General features: G+C 40.0%; 21 protein-coding genes. 3 read left to right on the top strand and 18 right to left on the bottom strand.

Annotated elements, in window-relative coordinates:
• Positions 1–31 precede the first annotated feature (31 nt).
• The 11 genes from ABZ559_RS05845 to ABZ559_RS05795 form a co-directional block, all read right to left on the bottom strand.
• Positions 32–400, bottom strand: a complete 369-nt coding sequence (locus ABZ559_RS05845) for a MerR family transcriptional regulator (protein WP_018376501.1) — start codon at positions 398–400, stop codon at positions 32–34.
• Positions 401–497: 97 nt separating this feature from the next.
• Positions 498–1,037: an aromatic acid exporter family protein gene (locus ABZ559_RS05840; RefSeq protein ID WP_018376502.1), complete on the bottom strand. Its 540-nt coding sequence runs from the start codon at positions 1,035–1,037 to the stop codon at positions 498–500.
• 104 nt (positions 1,038–1,141) lie between these two features.
• Positions 1,142–2,815: a DNA repair protein RecN gene (gene recN, locus ABZ559_RS05835; RefSeq protein ID WP_367007516.1), complete on the bottom strand. Its 1,674-nt coding sequence runs from the start codon at positions 2,813–2,815 to the stop codon at positions 1,142–1,144.
• Positions 2,816–2,830: 15 nt separating this feature from the next.
• Positions 2,831–3,298 carry an ArgR family transcriptional regulator gene (locus tag ABZ559_RS05830; protein ID WP_273414554.1) on the bottom strand — a complete coding sequence of 156 codons (468 nt, stop codon included), beginning with the start codon at positions 3,296–3,298 and terminating at the stop codon, positions 2,831–2,833.
• Positions 3,285–4,112, bottom strand: a complete 828-nt coding sequence (locus ABZ559_RS05825) for a TlyA family RNA methyltransferase (protein ID WP_367007515.1) — start codon at positions 4,110–4,112, stop codon at positions 3,285–3,287. The genes ABZ559_RS05830 and ABZ559_RS05825 overlap by 14 nt, the downstream gene beginning before the upstream one ends.
• Positions 4,105–4,971 (bottom strand): polyprenyl synthetase family protein, encoded by an 867-nt coding sequence (locus ABZ559_RS05820; RefSeq protein WP_367007514.1) that lies wholly within the window; start codon positions 4,969–4,971, stop codon positions 4,105–4,107. Before ABZ559_RS05820 ends, ABZ559_RS05825 begins: the two co-directional genes overlap by 8 nt.
• Complete coding sequence (locus ABZ559_RS05815) at positions 4,971–5,186, bottom strand: exodeoxyribonuclease VII small subunit (RefSeq protein WP_018376507.1); 216 nt, start codon at positions 5,184–5,186, stop codon at positions 4,971–4,973. Before ABZ559_RS05815 ends, ABZ559_RS05820 begins: the two co-directional genes overlap by 1 nt.
• Positions 5,164–6,504, bottom strand: a complete 1,341-nt coding sequence (gene xseA / locus ABZ559_RS05810) for an exodeoxyribonuclease VII large subunit (protein WP_367007513.1) — start codon at positions 6,502–6,504, stop codon at positions 5,164–5,166. Before xseA ends, ABZ559_RS05815 begins: the two co-directional genes overlap by 23 nt.
• A 113-nt stretch (positions 6,505–6,617) precedes the next feature.
• On the bottom strand, positions 6,618–7,103 hold the full coding sequence (locus ABZ559_RS05805) for a hypothetical protein (RefSeq protein WP_273414558.1): 486 nt from the start codon (positions 7,101–7,103) through the stop codon (positions 6,618–6,620).
• 12 nt (positions 7,104–7,115) lie between these two features.
• The gene (locus ABZ559_RS05800; protein WP_367007512.1) at positions 7,116–7,514 is read right to left on the bottom strand and encodes a hypothetical protein; all 399 of its coding nucleotides are present in this window, start codon (positions 7,512–7,514) and stop codon (positions 7,116–7,118) included.
• An 84-nt stretch (positions 7,515–7,598) separates the two neighbouring features.
• The gene (locus tag ABZ559_RS05795) at positions 7,599–9,326 is read right to left on the bottom strand and encodes a hypothetical protein (protein ID WP_273414560.1); all 1,728 of its coding nucleotides are present in this window, start codon (positions 9,324–9,326) and stop codon (positions 7,599–7,601) included.
• Between the two features lie 216 nt (positions 9,327–9,542).
• Here ABZ559_RS05795 and ABZ559_RS05790 point away from each other — a divergent pair, with 216 nt between their 5' ends.
• Both ABZ559_RS05790 and ABZ559_RS05785 read left to right on the top strand, forming a co-directional pair.
• A complete protein-coding gene (locus ABZ559_RS05790) occupies positions 9,543–9,980 on the top strand; it encodes a hypothetical protein (protein ID WP_367007511.1) in 438 nt (145 codons plus the stop codon).
• Between the two features lie 43 nt (positions 9,981–10,023).
• A complete protein-coding gene (locus ABZ559_RS05785; protein ID WP_367007510.1) occupies positions 10,024–10,209 on the top strand; it encodes a MerR family transcriptional regulator in 186 nt (61 codons plus the stop codon).
• A gap of 301 nt (positions 10,210–10,510) precedes the next feature.
• On the opposite strand, the gene ABZ559_RS05780 is transcribed toward ABZ559_RS05785, so the two are convergent.
• Together ABZ559_RS05780 and ABZ559_RS05775 are read right to left on the bottom strand one after the other, a co-directional pair.
• Complete coding sequence (locus ABZ559_RS05780) at positions 10,511–13,198, bottom strand: FtsX-like permease family protein (protein ID WP_367007509.1); 2,688 nt, start codon at positions 13,196–13,198, stop codon at positions 10,511–10,513.
• Positions 13,199–13,207: 9 nt separating this feature from the next.
• A complete protein-coding gene (locus ABZ559_RS05775) occupies positions 13,208–13,909 on the bottom strand; it encodes an ABC transporter ATP-binding protein (protein WP_018376517.1) in 702 nt (233 codons plus the stop codon).
• A 172-nt stretch (positions 13,910–14,081) separates the two neighbouring features.
• Here ABZ559_RS05775 and ABZ559_RS05770 point away from each other — a divergent pair, with 172 nt between their 5' ends.
• Complete coding sequence (locus ABZ559_RS05770; protein WP_273414565.1) at positions 14,082–14,615, top strand: TetR family transcriptional regulator; 534 nt, start codon at positions 14,082–14,084, stop codon at positions 14,613–14,615.
• 165 nt (positions 14,616–14,780) lie between these two features.
• On the opposite strand, the gene ABZ559_RS05765 is transcribed toward ABZ559_RS05770, so the two are convergent.
• The 5 genes from ABZ559_RS05765 to ABZ559_RS05745 all read right to left on the bottom strand — a co-directional run bounded on the left by ABZ559_RS05765 (position 14,781) and on the right by ABZ559_RS05745 (position 18,928).
• On the bottom strand, positions 14,781–15,560 hold the full coding sequence (locus ABZ559_RS05765) for a DUF4037 domain-containing protein (protein WP_273414566.1): 780 nt from the start codon (positions 15,558–15,560) through the stop codon (positions 14,781–14,783).
• Between the two features lie 100 nt (positions 15,561–15,660).
• On the bottom strand, positions 15,661–16,497 hold the full coding sequence (locus tag ABZ559_RS05760; protein ID WP_018376520.1) for an NAD(P)H-hydrate dehydratase: 837 nt from the start codon (positions 16,495–16,497) through the stop codon (positions 15,661–15,663).
• Positions 16,487–17,350: a bifunctional methylenetetrahydrofolate dehydrogenase/methenyltetrahydrofolate cyclohydrolase gene (locus tag ABZ559_RS05755; protein ID WP_367007508.1), complete on the bottom strand. Its 864-nt coding sequence runs from the start codon at positions 17,348–17,350 to the stop codon at positions 16,487–16,489. The genes ABZ559_RS05760 and ABZ559_RS05755 overlap by 11 nt, the downstream gene beginning before the upstream one ends.
• A gap of 86 nt (positions 17,351–17,436) precedes the next feature.
• The gene (locus ABZ559_RS05750) at positions 17,437–18,174 is read right to left on the bottom strand and encodes an ABC transporter permease (protein WP_367007507.1); all 738 of its coding nucleotides are present in this window, start codon (positions 18,172–18,174) and stop codon (positions 17,437–17,439) included.
• A 1-nt stretch (position 18,175) separates the two neighbouring features.
• Complete coding sequence (locus ABZ559_RS05745; protein ID WP_367007506.1) at positions 18,176–18,928, bottom strand: ABC transporter permease; 753 nt, start codon at positions 18,926–18,928, stop codon at positions 18,176–18,178.
• Position 18,929 lies beyond the last annotated feature (1 nt).

Here is an 18,929-nt window from a genome sequence, read left to right as displayed (position 1 = left end):
TTCTTTCTACCAAAAACAATATGTGAATGTGTTAAACACGCCAATTGCCAAATTGTGATGGGCTGGCAAAACGCCCTTGATTGCGGAGTTCATCTTGTAAGATACGTCGAACATCAGCATCCGTCAAGGTCTTCTGTTTTTTCAGTGCCTTATCTCTACGATCAGCGTACTCACGCTTAATAGCCGCAATATTAAGCCCTTCGTCCAAAAAATCCTTAATTTCAAGCAAACGATCCATGTCATTCAATGAATACATGCGACGGTTACCTGAAGTGCGTTCTGGCGTAATTAAGCCTTGATCTTCATAATAACGGATTTGACGTGCTGTCAGATCTGTCAATTTCATTACTGTACCAATGGGAAATACCGCCATCGAACGTCTGAGTTCTTTTTCTTTCATGACTGACTCCTTTCACTTTTTTATTATAAAATGAAATTTTTTAACTGTCAAGTTTTATGTTAGAAATTCTAACATAAAACGTAAAAAAAGCAAATCATTACTTTGACTTGCTTTTAATTTTTTCTCTTATCTTATCAACATCAGCATTAACTAAAGTGGCAACAAAAACGCCACAGAATGTTTCAAAGACTCGAGCAAAGACATAAACAATGGTCTCGTTTGCTGGAATGGACAAGGTAATAATCAATAGCGCGGAGGTTCCTCCAATAATACCCGCTTTATTATCAATCGCAACATTGATCATTATCCCCAACATGGTACAAACAGGGACAAAGATAAGCGTTACCCAAAATTGATGGTGAAAGGCTTGATCTAGCAAGAAAAACAGAAGGGATAGCAAGCCTCCTACGCTATTGCCGACAACACGTGATACTCCAAAGTGAACACTTTTATCAAAATCTTCGCGTAGGCTAAATACAGCCGTTAAAGTTCCGATTTGAGTCCCTTCCCAACCAAAAAAGTGAAATAATAGAAGGACAATAAAGACAGCTAGACCCGTTTTTAAAGTTCTCATTCCTAGTTTAAATTTTTTAGGATTAAATTGATAACGTTTAATGAGTTTTTTTAGATAATTCATGTTTTTACAACCATTAAGAATAAGTTCCGATTTGAGATTTCTTGTTTCCAATAACCATTCGGTAATCTTTATGAAAATATTATTTGACGAGCCACACGTTTATATCAGTCAGTGTTTTTTAGCCCAAGCAACAGTTCTCTAGCCTGTTGACGTGCTGTTACTGTCACATCTGCTCCTGCTAGCATCTTAGCAATTTCTTCAACGCGTTCTTCATTGTTCAAAAGACGCACAGTTGAAACAGTTGAGTTTTCATTGCTTCTCTTTTCAATGAAAAATTGATAATCCGCAATAGCAATCACTTGTGGTAAATGCGAAATGGCTAAAACTTGACCGTGCTTGCCAATTTTATAGATTTTTTGGGCAATAGCCTGTGCAACGCGACCTGATACACCGGTATCCACCTCATCAAATACGATACTTGTCTTATCTTCCTTTCGAGAAAAGGCGGATTTAATAGCCAACATGAGACGTGACAATTCACCTCCTGAAGCAACTTTGACTAGAGGTTTAAAACCCTCGCCTGGATTAGTTGAGATATAAAACTCTACGAGTTCATTGCCATCCCTGTTAAATTTTCCCTTGGTAAATTGAACTTGAAAATCTGCTTTTTCCATGTAAAGTTCAGCCAACTCTTGTTTAATTTCAGCCTCCAATGCATTAGCCAGTTCGTGACGCTTTTGGCTGAGTTTCGCTGCCGCATCCACTAATTCTTTCTCTAAGCGTTTGAGCTCCTTTTCCATGTCATCTGATGATTCATTGTTCCCAGTCAAAAGGTTATATTCCTTGGTTATATTGTCAAAATAATCCAAAACATCATCTACACTACCTCCATACTTACGCGTAATGCTATTAATAACATCTAAGCGGGATTCGATTTGCTGAAGTAAACCAGCATCAAAATCAAGGTCCTCAATGACGTCGCCAAGATGCTTGGTAACCTCTTCCAAAACATAATAAGCTTCAGAAAGACTGGTTGACATCTCTTTGTAGTCTGGATCAAATTCTTCCAAAGTCAACAAATCATTCATTGCTGAACGTATGTTGGAAAGACTTGAAAAGTCCTCGTTATCTAGCATAACATAGGCATTAGTAAGCGTATCAGCGATATTCTTATGGTTAAGTAGTTTATCGCGTTGCTTATTAAGTTGGTTATCCTCGTCATTTTTGAGTGCTGCTGCTTCAATTTCTGCAATCTGAAACTCCAGCATTTCAATGCGTGCCTTATGTTCACGTTCATTTTTCTGTTTGTCCAAAACGCGTTTTCGGAGTTTACGGTAATTGTCAAAAATTTCTTGATAACGTTTCTTACTTGTCCAGAAATCATCCTGACCAAATTCATCTAACATGGCAATGTGAAGATTTGGTCGCATGAGTTCTTCCTGATCGTGTTGACCGTGAATATCAACCAAATATTGTCCAACAGCGCGCAAGGTTGATAAATTCACCATTTGACCATTAATTCGACTAACACTACGGCCATTTTGAAGAATCTCTCGTCGAATAATCAACTCATCAGTAAATTCAATACCATTCTCTTCTAAAATATGAGCCAGCGCAGCATTTTTTTCAACAGAAAAGAAGCCTTCAATCTCGGCTTTTGGAGTTCCATGACGGATAACTTCCACACTAGAACGCGCGCCTAACATCATGTTCATGGCGTCAATGATGATAGATTTTCCTGCACCAGTCTCCCCAGTTAGAACAGTCATACCATTATCAAAAGTGAGGGAAATTTCCTCGATAATAGCAAAATTTTTAATGGAAATTTCTAAAAGCATCGGCTACCTCTTGTTTTAAAACTGTGCATCCATCCATTGGACAACTTTTTCACGGACAGCTTGAGCAGACTCAGCTGACTTCAAAACAATCAAAATACTGTCATCATCAGCTATAACACTGAAAACATCATCTTTAAAATCTTCTAGGATAAATTTCTTAATCAAACGTGAATTTCCTGGAACAACGTCCAAATGAATCATATTTTCTAACCCGACAACAGGATCAGAAATCGCTAAAATAGTGCTTCTTATAGGTCTCTGCGGACGAATAACTGTCTTAGGTTCTTCTTTGATACCGTAAACATATTTCCCTGAAAGAGACGGTACTTTAACGATGCCAATCTCATTCATGTCACGAGAAATAGTGGCTTGTGTCAAATGAAGTCCTTCTAACTCCAGCAATTTTAATAATTCATGCTGAGTAGCTATTTCCCTTTCCAATACTAATTTTCTGATAAGAGATAAACGTTCACTCTTCTTCATTTTTTGCAAACTCCCTATGTGCTTTTTCTGTAATATCGTGAATTTGTGAGAAAACTAGGTTCTCCGGCGTAGCTGATTTCTCTAAATGCGCTAGAAATTCAATATTTCCATGTCCGCCTTGAATTGGTGAAAAATCAAGCCCTTTAACTGTAAATCCGTAATCTATAGCAAAAGTCGTCACCATTTTTAAAACATTTTCATGGACTATCTTATCTTTGATAATACCATTTTTACCAATCTGCTCACGCCCCGCTTCAAACTGCGGTTTGATTAATGCAACAACCTGACCGCCATTAGCTAATATTCTGGCTAACGCGGGCAAGATCAAGTTTAGCGAGATGAAACTGACATCAATACTGGCAAAGGTAGGCTGTCCTTCTGTGAAATCCGCCAATTCAGCATAGCGGAAATTGTACTGCTCCATAGAGCGCACGCGTGTGTCTTGACGTAATTTCCAGACCAGTTGGTTGGTACCGACATCTACTGCGTAAACTAGTTTAGATCCATTTTGCAACATGACATCTGTAAAACCACCAGTGGAGGCTCCAATATCAATGGTAGTTGCTCCATCCACTGAAAGTTCAAAAACTTGCAAGGCCTTTTCAAGTTTTAGACCGCCGCGACTGACGTATTTGAGTTTTTCACCTTTAAGTTTCAGTTCGGTATCATCAGCGATTTTTTCACCCGGTTTATCGTAACGTTCACCGTTAATAACATTAACCACTAGCCCCGCCATGACACCTCGTTTAGCCTGCTCACGCGTCTCAAAAAGTCCTTGTTTATAAGCTAATACGTCCACTCGCTCTTTAGCCATGCAGTCGCAACCCTTCTATCATTTCTTCTGTCTTTTCGGAATTAAACCCTCGATTATTCTTCAGTTTTCGGAAAATAGCTAACGCTTGATCCAATGAGTCATCCAAAATCTGATGCGATTTATCCAAACCAAACAGACTTGGGTAGGTTGATTTCTCCGCATCCAAATCTTTTTGCGGTGTCTTGCCAATTTCCTCAAAAGTTGCAGTCACATCCAAAATATCATCACGCACCTGAAAGGCTAAACCAACTAGCTCCCCTGCTGTCCGCAAATCAGCCACATCAGCCGACCCCAGCTCTGCTATTATCCCTGCCGCTACAAATGGAAAAGCCAGTAGCTTACCCGTCTTGTTAGCATGAATGAGCTGAAGTTCAGAGATAGCCAGCTGCTGCTCTTCACCCTTCATATCAAGCATCTGACCACCAACCATACCATAACTCCCTGCTGCATAAGACAGCTCACGCAACAGTTCAACCTTGATAGTTACAGGCAAATCGCTCTCTGCCAGCAAACCAAAAGGATCAAGAAAAAGAGAGTCACCAGCCAAGATGGCAGTTGCTTCACCAAATTTCTTATGATTGGTTAGGTGGCCTCTACGGTAATCATCATTATCCATTGCTGGTAGATCATCGTGAATGAGACTTCCGGTGTGAATCATCTCTACTGCTGCCGCTACATCAAAATGTGCTGCTGTCAACTCCAAACCCATATCTTCCAATAAGTCCAAAAGTACCAGCGGACGAAGCCGTTTACCTCCCGCATTGACCGAATATAAGATAGCTTCAATCAAATCTCCCGATACGGCCTTTTGACTATAATATCGGTGAACAGCGTCATCAATTCCTGCTAACTTATCCATTAAGCATCCATTTCCTTTTCAGATCCATCTGCCTGCATGACCTTGACCAAAGTTTCTTCAGCATTTTTCAGAGTAGCCTGCAAATCCTTTGACAGCACCATGCCTTTTTGAAATTCGATGATGGCTTCTTCCAAAGCTACATCTCCGTTTTCAAGCTTAGCCACGATGGCTTCCAATTCCTGTAAATTTTCTTCAAATGTTTTCTTGTTTGACATCCTTAACCTCAACTTCTAAGCGACCATCACGCATGAGCACGCTGACCAAGTCACCCTTTTCTATATCCTCGGTGCTAGCCACCACTTTATCATTTTTTTGGATCATAGCATAGCCACGCGCTACAATACGGCTGGTATCCAACGAGAGCAGCGCATCTTGTGCTTTCTCAAATCGAGCGACCTTACTATCATACTGGTTAGTCATATTTGACAAGAGAAGACGTTTATGCGTACCCAAACGTTCCTTATAACGTTCTATCTGCCTTAATAAATCCACCGCTAATAAGCGTTGGCTAAGTAAGCGCTCATCTTGCAATGCCTTAGTGTAATATTGGCGCATATGAGCTATCAGTTGACCAGTTAAATTATCTAGCTTCTGTGCATAACCATCGTAAAGGCGTTCTGGTTGCCTAAAGATGACAGATTGGCTAAGTTTATTTAGCTTTTCTTGTTTAAGTTTAAGACTTCTCAGCACAGCTTGGTAGGCTCTATTTTGCTGCTCTGCTATCCACGAAATGATATCAGCCTTAGTAATCGGCGTTGCTAATTCTGCTGCTGCCGTGGGGGTGGCTGCTCTACGATCACTGACGAAATCCGCCAAAGTTGTGTCTGTCTCATGACCTACAGAAGAAATCACTGGCAGATGACTTTCAAAAATGGCCTGCACCACAATTTCCTCATTGAAAGCCCAAAGGTCTTCAATAGAACCGCCACCCCGGCCAACAATGAGCAAGTCTAGGTCATCACGCTGATTAGCCTTGTTTATGTTAGTTGCTACTTCTTCGGCACTCCCTTGACCCTGAACTTTTGTTGGAAAAAGTAAGATTTCTACTCCAGGGAAGCGACGACCGACCGTCGTGATAATATCTCGGATAACAGCACCACTTGGACTAGTAATAACCCCAATTTTCTTTACAAACTGAGGGAGTGGCTGCTTGTGACGCTCATCAAAATAACCTGCTTCGGTTAACTTTTTCCTGAGCTGTTCAAATTGAACGGCCAAAGCTCCTATCCCATCTGGCTCGGCTTTTTCAATAACAATGGAATAAGAACCACTTGGCTCATAAAGTTGAACACGACCGATAACATTAATCTTCATGCCTTCTTCCAACTCAAAACCAAGTTTTTTGTAAATACCAGACCACATAGTAGCCTGAATCACAGCCTTCTCATCCTTCAGTGAGAAATATTGGTGATTAGGACGCCGACGGAAATTCGAAACCTGACCCGTCAGATAAACCCGCTCCAAATAAGGGTCACGGTCAAATTTTAATTTTAAATACTTGGTCAGAGAACTAACCGATAAATAATCGGACACGCAAACACCCTTCTTTCTGTACTCATTTGCATACTCATACAATTATACCAAAAAATAGTAAACTTAGTAGATATAAAATACGAAAAAGCGCTACATTGACACTCTAGTTAATATCAGTCATTCTCTCTAAAACCTAATTTTCTTTTATTCTCTAAATGAATACCAACATGTCCTATTCCGAGAATTGTAACAGCACAGGCAAGTAAGGGATTTTTTCCGTAAACAGCTAAAAGAAAGAATGCTAAAACAGGAAGGGTCGCACCTGCAACATGGAGTCCAAAAAAACTGCTGTAAAAGTCTTGCAGAGTTTTCTTGCTTCTAAAATACCTTAACCAGAACATCTCATAAAATATCATGAGAACGAAAGCCAACACTAACCACCAAGACCATTTTGACCAAGGTTTTAAGTTAAAATCTGAAAAGATAAGTGAGAGACAGGATACTGAAACTTCCCCAATTCTCTCTAAGACTAAAAGCAATTTATTTTCGCTAACAACATATCTGTCATAATCTTTAGGTTTATTCTTTGTCCAAATTAGATTTGGTATGGTCAGCATGATAAGAAACATTAGACCGACATAGGAAAATCCAAGATTCATAGTATCTCACCTTTACTCTATGACATTAATATACATGGCTAATTCCATACTGTCGAGGTATTGTCCCAGAGAGCGATTAAAGATTTGATAGTCAGCTTCTTTAAATTCTTCTGAGGCACAGGCCACCCAGACATTGACAACATCTGATTGGTTGAAAAATGTAATCATCAGCGGAACCCTGATAATTTTTGACATACCTCGGATGGTCATCGCTCCTCCTTCTTCAAGTTTTAGAAGGTCGTTTTTGGATGACAAATCAACCTTCACATTATCAATTAAAATTTCTAGGTTATCATAATAATCATAGGCTGAATTTGCCGCCTTACAAATTCGCTGCCAGCCTACTGGATAGGTTAATTGCCACTTAGATGTGAGCCACCCCTTTTCTTCTTTTACACCAACGAGTAACATCAATTTCCTCCTTCGTTTATTTGCTTAGAACCTGCATTATCACTTCTTCAAAGTGTACTAATATAATTCGCTCTCTTTTTGACTTTATTTCTTAAATATTTGTGTCACCAGTTGCTTGCGACCGAGGCGATAGGCTAAATGGTATAAAACAACTAGCCATGATAAGACTGTACCTGCCAGCATCGCTTTTTCTAACAGCCCAGTCCTGTAGTAGATAAAGAGAGTATTTGTTTGATGGGCTTTTTGCTTAACAGATGGGGTTCCTATACTACTCAGATTCAGCTGCCTGTGTGCTATTTCTTTGCCATTGTGAATGACTACCGTATCCTTATAGACTACCACAGGGACTTCCATCTCAGTGCTCGACATTCCTAGCCACTCAACCTGCAGTCCCCCATGAGTAACTGTCTTTGTAAACTTTTTATTGGCTGCCACAATTTTCGACAGGTAGAGGTCGTAACGATTTTGCTTATCACCTGACCGCTTGGGATAAATGGGCAAGTAATCAGGTGTTCCCTTGGCAACCAAGTCCAATGCTTTCTTCTTATCTCTATCGTAAAAAGACTGCTTAACACTAGCAATATCAGCGTTAAAGACCACCTTGTACTGTGAAGGCATGAAATTCGTTTCAGTATTCCAATGTGCTGTCGCACTAACCAAAAGAAACAGAGACTGCACAAGGCTAATCACCAGACCAAGCGAGAGAAAAATTTTCAGATAAGGTTGTAGACCTTGAACCCGACTGCAAATCTTCAAAATCAAGTAAATGGCAATGACAGACACAGGGACAAAAAAACGAAAAGGAAATTGCACCAGTTCTGCCACCGAATTGTTCTGCTTAATTAGCCAGTCCCAAGGAACAAGACTGGTCGACAGTAGTAACATAAGGGTCATTACCCCAAGCCAAAGTCTGTCACCAGCCGTCATTGACCGCCATTTCCATACAAAAACAAGATAAATCACAACCAAAATGGGAGCAAGGATAACAGGATTTAGGAGCCAATAAAAACTGTGCTGGTTGATGGTAGAATAACTCATCTCATGATTAATGAAAGGTCTAGTCATCTGATTGCGAGCAAAGACGGTCACATAAGCTAGCCAGACATTTAAGGTCAAGCAAATAAAGATTAGTATCTCCACAACCAAATCTCTTATAAATTTACCTTTTTGACGATTTTGGAAAAAGGCATAGCCAAAGAAAGGAAGGTAAATCAACACCAAGATAAGCGAGGTCAACATATGGGTCTGAACCATCATAGCTGTGTAAATACCCAACAGCCACTTGGGAACTTGCTTAGTCTCTGTCAATTGAAAGAGAATGCTCAGCGCTAGGGGTAAGAAAGCCGCTCCCCAGCTGGTAAAGCCCTGTCTGATAATCCAATACTGGATAGAATAGGTGGACAGATAAACCAAACTTCCTATCAGCGCATAAGGCTTTTTCAACTTTGCCTTTATCAAAAAGATATACATTGATAGACCAGCCAGACAATACAAAAGCCAATTTGATAACAGCTGATAAGTGAACCAATTCCTGCTCACCAAGACCAGCACTCCCTGACAATAAGAAAGCACTGGACCATACAAAGCATTGACAATCCGTCCCGACTGCTGAAAACCATACAGAGATATAAAATAATCAAAGTTCAAATGCCGCACTTGTTCCGCCGTATCGTAAAACCGATTAAAATGAAAAATGACATCTGACCCCAGAACCATATTTCCAGATATGAGTTGTGGTAATATCAAGACAAAAGCGACTATAGCTATCGTCAGGCAGTAAGTCAAGTGCTTGGTTTTGAGGTGTTTTATCATGGTTGCTTGTCTCCAAAAAGTGTGAGTTAAAGTTAAAAATACCACTTTTCTTTCTTAAAATCACTTGATGCTACTATTGTTACAAAAATAGGTGATTATTGCAATAATTTACCTTTTTTCTCTAGTTTGGTTCAAGCTCCCTTCTGCATCAACAACTGGAAGAATGAAATTGAGCGTGCTATACTAAGGGTACAGATATCTTAGGAGGATAAAACCATGTGTAAAGAATGCTATGTGGACAAAAACCGAATAACACCACTATTAACCCCTGCGGCCTGCTTAAAAAATCATCTCCAATACATTTGTGGAAGTTGTGGCAGATGTATCTGCATTGACAAAGACCCTCAGCGCAGCTTACAGCGCTGGCAATTTCCTTTTAAATCCTTAGAAATCGCAAAGCTGTACTTGCGAACAGCAGACTATAGCATGAAGAAAGCCTGCGGCATTTATGAAATCAAAAGCGAAAACAAAAGACTGTCTTATAAAATATTCCCTTCCCAAGAAGACTTAAACCGATACTTAAAAAAGAATAAGACAAAAGCCTCTACCAGTACCGCTCCGCTTTTTTGCATGACAGATTATCACGACTTTCCCGACACCCAAGTTCGCAGATTAATGCCAGCCGAAATTGACCAATATCTGTCAGAACGTTAGAGGTATTTGCTAGCACCTAATAACAATCATTAAGGAGGAAGTTATGCAAAAACACTATGCTATCGGGGAATTCTCTAGAAAATGCGGACTTTCCATAGATCCCCTTAGATATTATGAAAAAGAAGGACTCATCCACTCTCATCGACTGACCAACAACCACCGCTACTACGATGAAACAGATATCGCATGGGTACAATTTATCATTGGATTTTTTATGATTAATATGTGAACCACGATTATGGAGTTCTAAACAAATTCTACGATAGCCATAACTCACCTATACTCCTTGAAAATCGCTTTGATTTCTTTTTTTGAGAGTAGTTTCCCTATCTACTGGCCCTAAACGTTTTAATTGGTAATAGTGAATTGATTACACTACACTAATCATGAATTTGGGACCGAGTAACGCCTGATTTTCACATCTCATGTATTTTTACTTTATCTCCATGGCTTAATTTCATACAAAAACACCTCAAAAGTTAGTTTTTTCTGTCCAACTTTTGGGGTGCAATTCATTTCATTTCCTTTTTCTATTCCACAGATTTCAAGGCTTCTAACATATCAACCTTTCTGAGATTATGATTGACTAGCCAGCCAAGGATCGCTAAGATGAGCACAATAGCAAAGATTGGAACCAAATAAACGTAGAGAGCTACCGAAGGATTAAACATAATATTGTCTGAGCCAATAATATTTAAAATAGCTTGGTGTAGCCCATACCCACCAAGTAATCCCAGCACAATCCCAATAATGGACAGGCTAATGGTTTCTCTGTAGATATATAAGGTCACTTCTTTGTTATGAAAGCCCAACACCTTAATTGTCGACAATTCACGAATCCGCTCGGCAACATTGATATTGGTTAAATTATAAAGAATAACTACTGCTAATAAAACTGACAAGACAATCAAAATCAACATGACTGAATTGAGGGAGCTAGAGACAGTCTCCACTTGCTTAATCAAGGAGGTGTTTTGCGAAACTCCAGCAACTCCCGCTAGTGCTAGAAAATTAGCTGCAACTTTACGGATTCCTTTGCTAGAGCCATTTTTTAGCCTTACCAAATAACTGTTTTTAGCCTGTGCTTGACCAGTTAATTCTTGGTAATAAGTTGCGGTCATATAGACAAAGTGTCCCGCATACATTTCAGAAATACCAGATACGTTAACGTTCACCGTTTTGCTATCTAGGGTCATCTTAATGTTGTCGCCAACTTGAACTTTATAGAGTTTGGCTAGTTTTTCAGAAATAACAGCACCGCTATTAGTTAGTTTGAGTGATTGACCACTAGTACGATTTTTTAGCTTGATAAAGTTCGCAAGGTCTGAACTGTCAGAAACCAGTACAGAGACTGTTTGGTTCTCTGCCACTCCTGAAATTTTCTGATCGGTAGTCAGGTATTGAATAGCTAATTTATCACTAACCTGACTGGATGATAATAAATTATTTACAGCTTTTTTATCCTCTTGGCTAGCACCGCTATTTTCAACCACAATCATATCATACTTTAAAATATCGCCAAATTGGCTATCCACAATACCAGAAATGGACGATTGAATTCCCAGTCCTGCAAAAAGTAAAGCCACTGATCCAGCCACTCCAAAAATGGTCATAAGCATGCGCTGTTTGTAACGAAAAATATTGCGAGCCGTTACCTTATGAGTAAAGCTAAGCCGTTTCCAGATAAAGGTCAACCGCTCCAAAAGTATCTTAGAGCCTGAAACCGGTGGTTTTGCCAATAACAATTGAGCTGGTTCTTCCGTCAGTTCCTTTCGTGCCACCAAATAGGCTGGTAGGACAGCTGAGATAAGCCCCAGAAAGATGGTCAAAAGCATCCACGAAGGGTAAAAATAGAGATGGGAAGCACCAATGACAGATGTTCCTGAGATGATATTGCCAATCACTGGAGAAAGAATGACATTTCCTACCAAAATCCCAACTGCAGTCCCAAGCATACTAGCTACTAAGCCATAAATGACAAATTTAGCTAAAATTTGTCGATTGGTGTAGCCTAATGCCTTAAAAATACCCGCCTTATTACGTTCTTCATCAACAAATCGAGTCATGGTTGTCAAGGTCACCATAGCAGCTACTAGGTAAAGCACAACCGGAAAAATATTGCCAACTGAGGAAATACTTCCCGTTGCCGCACTATAAGTGGTGTAGCCCTCTCCACCAGGGAGACTAGAACGAGTGTAAGAATTGTAGGTGGGAGTTTTCAGAGAATCCAATTTTTCTTGTGCAGCTTCTAAATCGCTTTTTGAGCTAGCGATTTGGCTCTCTGCTTGAGACTTTTGTTTTTCGTAATCTGCTTTGGACTGAGCCAGAGCCGCACTGGCAGCTTGAGTTGGGAGTTGACCAGAGGCTATTTGACTTTCAGTTGCTGCTATTTTCTGAGCAGCTTCCGCAAGTGATTTTTCAGTTTTTTCAATTTCTACATAGCCTTTGTCAATATCTGCCTGACCATCTTTCTTTAACTGAGCCAAGCGTTTCTTACCATTGTCTGCCAATAAATCATCCAAATCTTTCTTGTGCTGATTGAGTTTCTCCATGTACTCATCACTGGAATAATCTAGATTTTTCAAATCATCATATCTAATCCGTGCAATCAGATAAACATCAGAATCAAAAGCATCAGCCGTTGTTACCCCATAACCCGTTAATTGACCGTAACCAGCTGTTGAAGTTCCCATGGTCTTTTCATCCCAAATCTCAGATGAATCCACGAAGCCCGTAACGGTGAAACTAGTATTTTTCAAAATACCAGTTTCCGATTGTTTAAAGGAAATCTTATCACCAATCTTGTAATCGGATTTCATGCTAGATTCCAAAGCAATCTCATTAGCTTTTTGAGGTATTGCTCCCGAAATGAGCTTATAACGTGAACTGTTTTGACTTTCCGAAAAAATCCGAATCGCATCATTACTTCCCTTAATTGTAACATCAGATAAATAGCCATATTCCACTGTCGCATTGTCAAGAGTATTTAACTCCTTAACATCGTCTTCATCCAAACCATAGCTACCCATGACAGTTAGATCCATGGTTTTGTAGCGGTCAATGTAGGTCTGAGCCGTCCGTTCCATATTTGGTGGAGTTACTTTCAAACCAACTAAAGCAATGGCACCGATGGCCATCAAACTGAAGATTGATAGAAATCGCCCCTTTGACTGACTAAATGACAGCCTAATATCTTTCCAATAAGTTCTTTTTGCCATGACAACCTCCTAGTATTCTAAGGTAGCAATATCTTGAGGATGATCATTGACCTTGATAGACTTAACTGTCGCATCCCGCATATGAATGACGCGATCAGCGATAGGTGCCAAAGCTGAGTTGTGAGTCACAATAATGACCGTTGCCCCTTGGTTGCGAGACATATCTTGTAGGATTTGCAGAACTTGTTTTCCTGTGTTGTAGTCTAGGGCACCTGTAGGTTCATCGCAGAGCAGGATTTTAGGTTTTTTCGCTACTGCACGTGCGATGGATACCCGTTGTTGTTCTCCACCCGAAAGTTGCGCTGGAAAATTATTAATCCGATTCGCCAATCCAACCTGATTTAAAATCTCAACGGGATCCATAGCATCTTTCACAATTTCTGAAGCCAACTCCACATTTTCTTTGGCTGTCAAATTGGCAACCAGATTATAAAATTGGAAAACAAATCCCACATCATCGCGTCTGTAATTGGTTCTCTGATGTGAATTAAATCGGGCAATGTCTGTCCCATCAATGATGACTTGCCCTTCATCGTTGGTATCCATGCCGCCTAGAATGTTGAGCATGGTTGATTTCCCAGCTCCCGAAGAACCTAGGATAATAACTAGCTCACCCTTTTCAATCTCAAAATTGACATCTTCATTTGCTGATATGATAGTATCTCCCATGCGATACCGCTTAGAGGAATGTTTAACTTCTATATAGGCCATAATATCTCCTTCACTTAATAAGACTTGACATTTCATGAATTTTCACTATAATAATTATAACACAAAATGAACAACGTGTTGATTTTTAAACCTGATATTAAGTATAAAAGACTTACTTTAAAAAAACAATGGTCAAAAATCAACAATATGTTGATTTAAGGAAGGTATTAAAATGAAGCAAAAACGTACGACAGAAACCAAGTCCTATATCAAACAGGCATTGACACGACTGATTAACATAAAAAATTTCGAAGAGATTTCAGTAACCATGATTTGTAGAGAAGCTGGTATCAACCGTGGTACCTTTTATCTACATTATATCGACAAGTATGATATGATTGAAAAAATGAAAGAAGAGACTTTTGCTGACATATACAGCATTATCGGAGAAGATACAAGCGTGCTGTCTAAGGAAGTTATACTCGGAGCTCTCCTCTATATTAACAAAGACTTTGAATTTATCTCCGCCCTTTCCACTTCTACCTACGTTGATTTGCCACGTTCTATCAGACAGTTTATCACTACAGTTCTGGATAAAATTCCCAACTTCGATCAAAGTGTTGAAGAGCGTTATCATATTCCTGCACGCTATGCCAGAACTTCCTATATCGCCTCTATTGAGTCTATCATTTCTCGCTGGATAGCTGATGGCGGTCAAGAAAGTCCTGAAGAGATGGCTGATATTGTTTATAAAATTGCTTGTTGAAAACGTAAAATCCAGCTTCCGCAAAATGAAGCTGGATTTTATTTTTTATATTTTGATGACTTATACTCAATGAAAATCAAAAGTAGCCTAGGAAACGAAGCCGACGATAGAACTTGAGTTCATCAAGGCAAGTTGACAACGGATAATTTTGATTTTCGAAGAGTATTATTGCGTGCCTTCCACCAGTTCATACACACCTGATACTAGATTTTCTACAATAGCTGTATTCTTCTCATCGAAGAGGTGGTTAAACAAGTCGGTAAGATTACTTTCAAAATCTCGAGGCAAGTGCAAGCAAGTTTTCTTGGCATAAGTCAGCATGCGTTTCTCTCCAGGGTGAGGTTGCCCGTTAAAAGCGAAAATCAAGTCAAAGTAAGATGCCAAGAACTCAGCTACCCTATGATTGACCGCTACAAAATCGCCACGCTCTAGAGCTTTCTTAATTTGACGAGGATAAGCTGGTAAGCTAGTTTCCAGCAGTTGCAACTGACGATTGATGATATTAACTTTCAGTTTTTGAGGAAATGGCAGAGTCAGCTCCTTTTGCAGTTTCGCATAACGCCCTATGCGATCAAAGATAATCTTGCTGTGCAACAAATTGTACCACATCGCTGTTGTGTAACTATTATGAGCCTGATGCTTCAAGACTACCGCTTCTACTTCCTGGCGAAAATCGTCTAAATTGCGATAAATAAGTTCAATCTCAATGCCGTTTTTAAGTACACCATCATCTTCCAACTCCCAAAATTGATTGCCATACTCCATATAGGAACAATACTTATCTAGCACATTTCGGCGCTTTTCGACAGCCAAAGGATCTGTTAGATAAACATAAACATCATAATCTGATTGTTCATCAAAGAGTTGACCTGCCCTTGAGCCACCCAGAGCGATAGCCTCCACTTCATCGTAATGTGACAATTCTTCAACCAGTTGACTAAACATTATTTTTTCTCCTTGTTAGCTTTTTTTGTCAGAACAAATTACAAGAATAAGTGCAACTTTTTTAAACTCATTACTCACTACTTTTTAGCTGTCTTCACTTCTATCTCTCACTCAATCGCTTCATCCATTTTGAAATATCCGTGCTAATATTGGTTGGTAGTACTACATAATGCTCTTGAGACGAGCTTTCCGCGATGGCAGAATGCAGATAAGTTGCCACAGCTACCGTCTCAAACAAATCATTTCGAAATTGTGCCAGAAACCCTGCTATCATTCCCGCCAAGGTATCGCCCATACCTCCAGTTGCTTGATAAGGACCACCCACAGTTAACTCGCCTATCCGTTGATTTTGAAAAATCTTTGTTTGATGCGATTTAGCCACTAGTACTGTTTCTTTAGGAAAATGAGTTAGTGCTGTTTGTGTCTTTTCCACTGATTGCTCAGCAATCGGAAGCGCAGACAACCTCTCCCACTCTTTCTGATGAGGTGTCAACACTAGCTTTTCTGTTGGCCACTTGAGCACCCCCTGTCGCGCCAAGAGATTGAGGGCAGAGCCATCAATAATCAAGGTCTGATGAGGACTAATGTTTCCAAAAACGATATCAAAAGACCTTTGTGCTAGGTCATCTTCGGATAGACCTGGACCAATCAAGATGACATCTACTGCTGCCACTTGATTTGCTAATCGTTTTTCTTCTGCCATGTCAAAAGCCATAGCTTCAGGTAGATGGCTGTGCAAGGCGGTGATATTATCTCGGTGAGTTGCAACTGTTACCAAACCCGCTCCGCTATTGACACAAGCCAGAGCTGCCATGATAATGGCTCCACCGTAAGGATAGTTTCCCCCAACAAGAAGTACTTTTCCAAAGGTACCTTTATGACTGTTCAGCGGACGAGGTTGGATAATTTTTGCTGCTAAGTCTTCATCAATAATCATGTTTCGTCACACTTCTAAGGGCCGCTTGATAGGTTTGTTCTAGCAACATGGTAATGGTCATTGGACCGACACCACCTGGCACTGGAGTGATAAGACTAGCAATAGGAGCAACATCAGCAAAATCAACATCCCCAATTAGTTTTCCATTGGCATCGCGATTCATCCCCACATCAATAACAACTGCACCTTCTTTAACAAAATCTTTAGTCACAAAATGACCCCGACCAATTGCTACGATAAGAATATCAGCCTGCTTGGCGACTTCTGGCAAATTGCGTGTGCGGGAATGAGTCAGTGTGACAGTAGCATTCTTATCAAGCAACAATTGTGCCATAGGCTTACCAACAATGTTGGAGCGACCAATAATGACAGCCTGCTTACCCTCAAGATCAACGTGGTATTCGCGTAACATTTCCATGATACCAGCTGGCGTGCAGGGAACCATCTGAGGACGACCATTCCAAAGGTGGCCTGTGTTCATTGGGTGAAAGCCATCTACGTCCTTTTTAGGATCAATGGCCATCAAAATCCGTTTATCATTGATATGAGCTGGCAGAGGCAACTGTAACAAAATCCCATGAAAATCTGGTTCGTTGTTGTACTGCTCAATGACAGTAAGTAATTCTTCTTCACTAATGCTGTCTGACAAACGTACCGTTTTACTTTTAAAGCCTGCAGCAAGGGCAGAGCGCTCTTTATTGCGGACATAAACTTGACTGGCAGGATTATCCCCAACTAATATTACAACCAAACCTGGAACAATGCCATAGTCTGCCTTCATTTGTACAACTTTTTCAGCTAGCTGTCCTTGTATTTTCTGTGCTAGTGCTTTTCCATCTATTTTTTTTGCCATCAATTACGCATCTCCTAAATATTATTAAAACCATTATACCAAAAAAGGAAGCGATGTCACTTCCTTTTTCTGAATATTCTAACGCACTATTTCATTTGTCCTTTTAAGTGCCTTTTTTGGAGGTGAACTGAGAGCATTACAATCAGGGCTGAATATAAAACAAAGCGCAGCCACATGTCAAAAGGCAAGGACACATGTGCAGTGTTCATTTGATTCATGAGGAGGGCCAATTTTGATGAAGCTAGAACATTGCCAAGTTCTGGAATGATATTCTGCGCAGTGAGAATAAAGCCTCCAATCCCCACCAACATTGACAAAGCAACTGGCGGTGCAAAACTTTTAATCACCAGCGAGAGATAAGACTGGATAGCCACCAAAGCAATGGAAAAGAGCGTAGCTATTAGGTTCCAACCAAGCAACTCCAGCGGATAGGCCATCTTAAAGTGGAAGAAAAAACCACTCAGAGAATACAGCCCCAAAAAGTAAACTTGAGACAGCATGACCAAGGTAAAGGCCACCAGCATCTTTGCCCAAATCATCTGCCTAAGCGAATAAGCTGATGTCAGTAAAAGCTTGATGTTATTATGTTTGTGTTCACCATACCAGATATAAGCACAGACAATACCAATCATACACGGAAAGAAAAAACTACCATAAAAGAGATAGACTTGTGTCCACAAACTAAGCCACTCTTTCTTGAGTATGCCTTGATTGCCTGCATAATTGATACTGCCATAAAGAACTGATAGAAGCGGCAAAATCAAAAGCGGCAACCACAATCTTGCTCGACGTAATTTTAGGCATTCAATTTTTAATAAAGTCATCTTAATCTCCAATCTTAACGCGCTTGCCGACTTGATAAAGGACAAATCCCAGAATAACTGATGCTATCAAAGGATAATAATCAAATGCAGCGATATGGTAAATAAACTTGTCTCCAACTTTCTCAGGCTGACTGGCCAAGAGAAAAGCATACCAAGTATAAGGAATGACATACATAGTAGCTTTTGAAATGAAAATCATAATCACACTCATCAAACTGGCTAAGACAGCTACTGACAAGCTGATGAGCTGATTAGCCCATTTGAGCGATAAGAGATAATGAATGAGCATGATTGTCCCTGAAATAGCCAACATGGTCAGGCCATACAAAACCATTCTTCCTATCGGTATGCTGACGGTATATCCCTTCATTTTAATCAGGGCAGTTATCGCCAAGAATTCTAAGATTTGCATCAGGGCATAGGCTCCATAGATGTAGCAGAATTTGACAGCGTAGATAGACTTATAATCCACACCGCTGCTGGTCAGAACCTTCCACATCTTATGACGATTTTCCAGCTGAACAGCCATACTAACCAGACTCGCCAATATCACCGGCTGAACAATAATTTTGACCATAGCAACTGCATCCCAAACCCCATAGAGTTTGGCCAGACTTGCCAAATCTGCCGCAGTTTTATGATCAAAAATCTGTATGCAAGAAAATAAGATAGATATGACAAGAGAAACAAACAAAAGGCGGAAAATGGGCAAGCCACGGTATTTTTGAGATTCAATCTTAAAAAGTTTCAGCATA

The sequence above is a fragment of the Streptococcus sp. ZY19097 genome (assembly GCF_040731245.1).
GTDB classification, from domain to species: Bacteria; Bacillota; Bacilli; order Lactobacillales; family Streptococcaceae; genus Streptococcus; species Streptococcus orisratti.
Note: the sequence above shows the minus strand (reverse complement) of the source record. Positions and strands in the feature narration are given on the sequence as shown.

Bases quoted from the DNA above. Each gene is read 5' to 3' on its own strand.
- ABZ559_RS05845 (WP_018376501.1), bottom strand. From the start codon at position 400: ATGAAAGAAAAAGAACTCAGACGTTCGATGGCGGTATTTCCCATTGGT.
- ABZ559_RS05840 (WP_018376502.1), bottom strand. From the start codon at position 1,037: ATGAATTATCTAAAAAAACTCATTAAACGTTATCAATTTAATCCTAAA.
- recN (WP_367007516.1), bottom strand. From the start codon at position 2,815: ATGCTTTTAGAAATTTCCATTAAAAATTTTGCTATTATCGAGGAAATT.
- ABZ559_RS05830 (WP_273414554.1), bottom strand. From the start codon at position 3,298: ATGAAGAAGAGTGAACGTTTATCTCTTATCAGAAAATTAGTATTGGAA.
- ABZ559_RS05825 (WP_367007515.1), bottom strand. From the start codon at position 4,112: ATGGCTAAAGAGCGAGTGGACGTATTAGCTTATAAACAAGGACTTTTT.
- ABZ559_RS05820 (WP_367007514.1), bottom strand. From the start codon at position 4,971: ATGGATAAGTTAGCAGGAATTGATGACGCTGTTCACCGATATTATAGT.
- ABZ559_RS05815 (WP_018376507.1), bottom strand. From the start codon at position 5,186: ATGTCAAACAAGAAAACATTTGAAGAAAATTTACAGGAATTGGAAGCC.
- ABZ559_RS05805 (WP_273414558.1), bottom strand. From the start codon at position 7,103: ATGAATCTTGGATTTTCCTATGTCGGTCTAATGTTTCTTATCATGCTG.
- ABZ559_RS05800 (WP_367007512.1), bottom strand. From the start codon at position 7,514: ATGTTACTCGTTGGTGTAAAAGAAGAAAAGGGGTGGCTCACATCTAAG.
- ABZ559_RS05795 (WP_273414560.1), bottom strand. From the start codon at position 9,326: ATGATAAAACACCTCAAAACCAAGCACTTGACTTACTGCCTGACGATA.
- ABZ559_RS05790 (WP_367007511.1), top strand. From the start codon at position 9,543: ATGTGTAAAGAATGCTATGTGGACAAAAACCGAATAACACCACTATTA.
- ABZ559_RS05785 (WP_367007510.1), top strand. From the start codon at position 10,024: ATGCAAAAACACTATGCTATCGGGGAATTCTCTAGAAAATGCGGACTT.
- ABZ559_RS05780 (WP_367007509.1), bottom strand. From the start codon at position 13,198: ATGGCAAAAAGAACTTATTGGAAAGATATTAGGCTGTCATTTAGTCAG.
- ABZ559_RS05775 (WP_018376517.1), bottom strand. From the start codon at position 13,909: ATGGCCTATATAGAAGTTAAACATTCCTCTAAGCGGTATCGCATGGGA.
- ABZ559_RS05770 (WP_273414565.1), top strand. From the start codon at position 14,082: ATGAAGCAAAAACGTACGACAGAAACCAAGTCCTATATCAAACAGGCA.
- ABZ559_RS05765 (WP_273414566.1), bottom strand. From the start codon at position 15,560: ATGTTTAGTCAACTGGTTGAAGAATTGTCACATTACGATGAAGTGGAG.
- ABZ559_RS05760 (WP_018376520.1), bottom strand. From the start codon at position 16,497: ATGATTATTGATGAAGACTTAGCAGCAAAAATTATCCAACCTCGTCCG.
- ABZ559_RS05755 (WP_367007508.1), bottom strand. From the start codon at position 17,350: ATGGCAAAAAAAATAGATGGAAAAGCACTAGCACAGAAAATACAAGGA.
- ABZ559_RS05750 (WP_367007507.1), bottom strand. From the start codon at position 18,174: ATGACTTTATTAAAAATTGAATGCCTAAAATTACGTCGAGCAAGATTG.
- ABZ559_RS05745 (WP_367007506.1), bottom strand. From the start codon at position 18,928: ATGCTGAAACTTTTTAAGATTGAATCTCAAAAATACCGTGGCTTGCCC.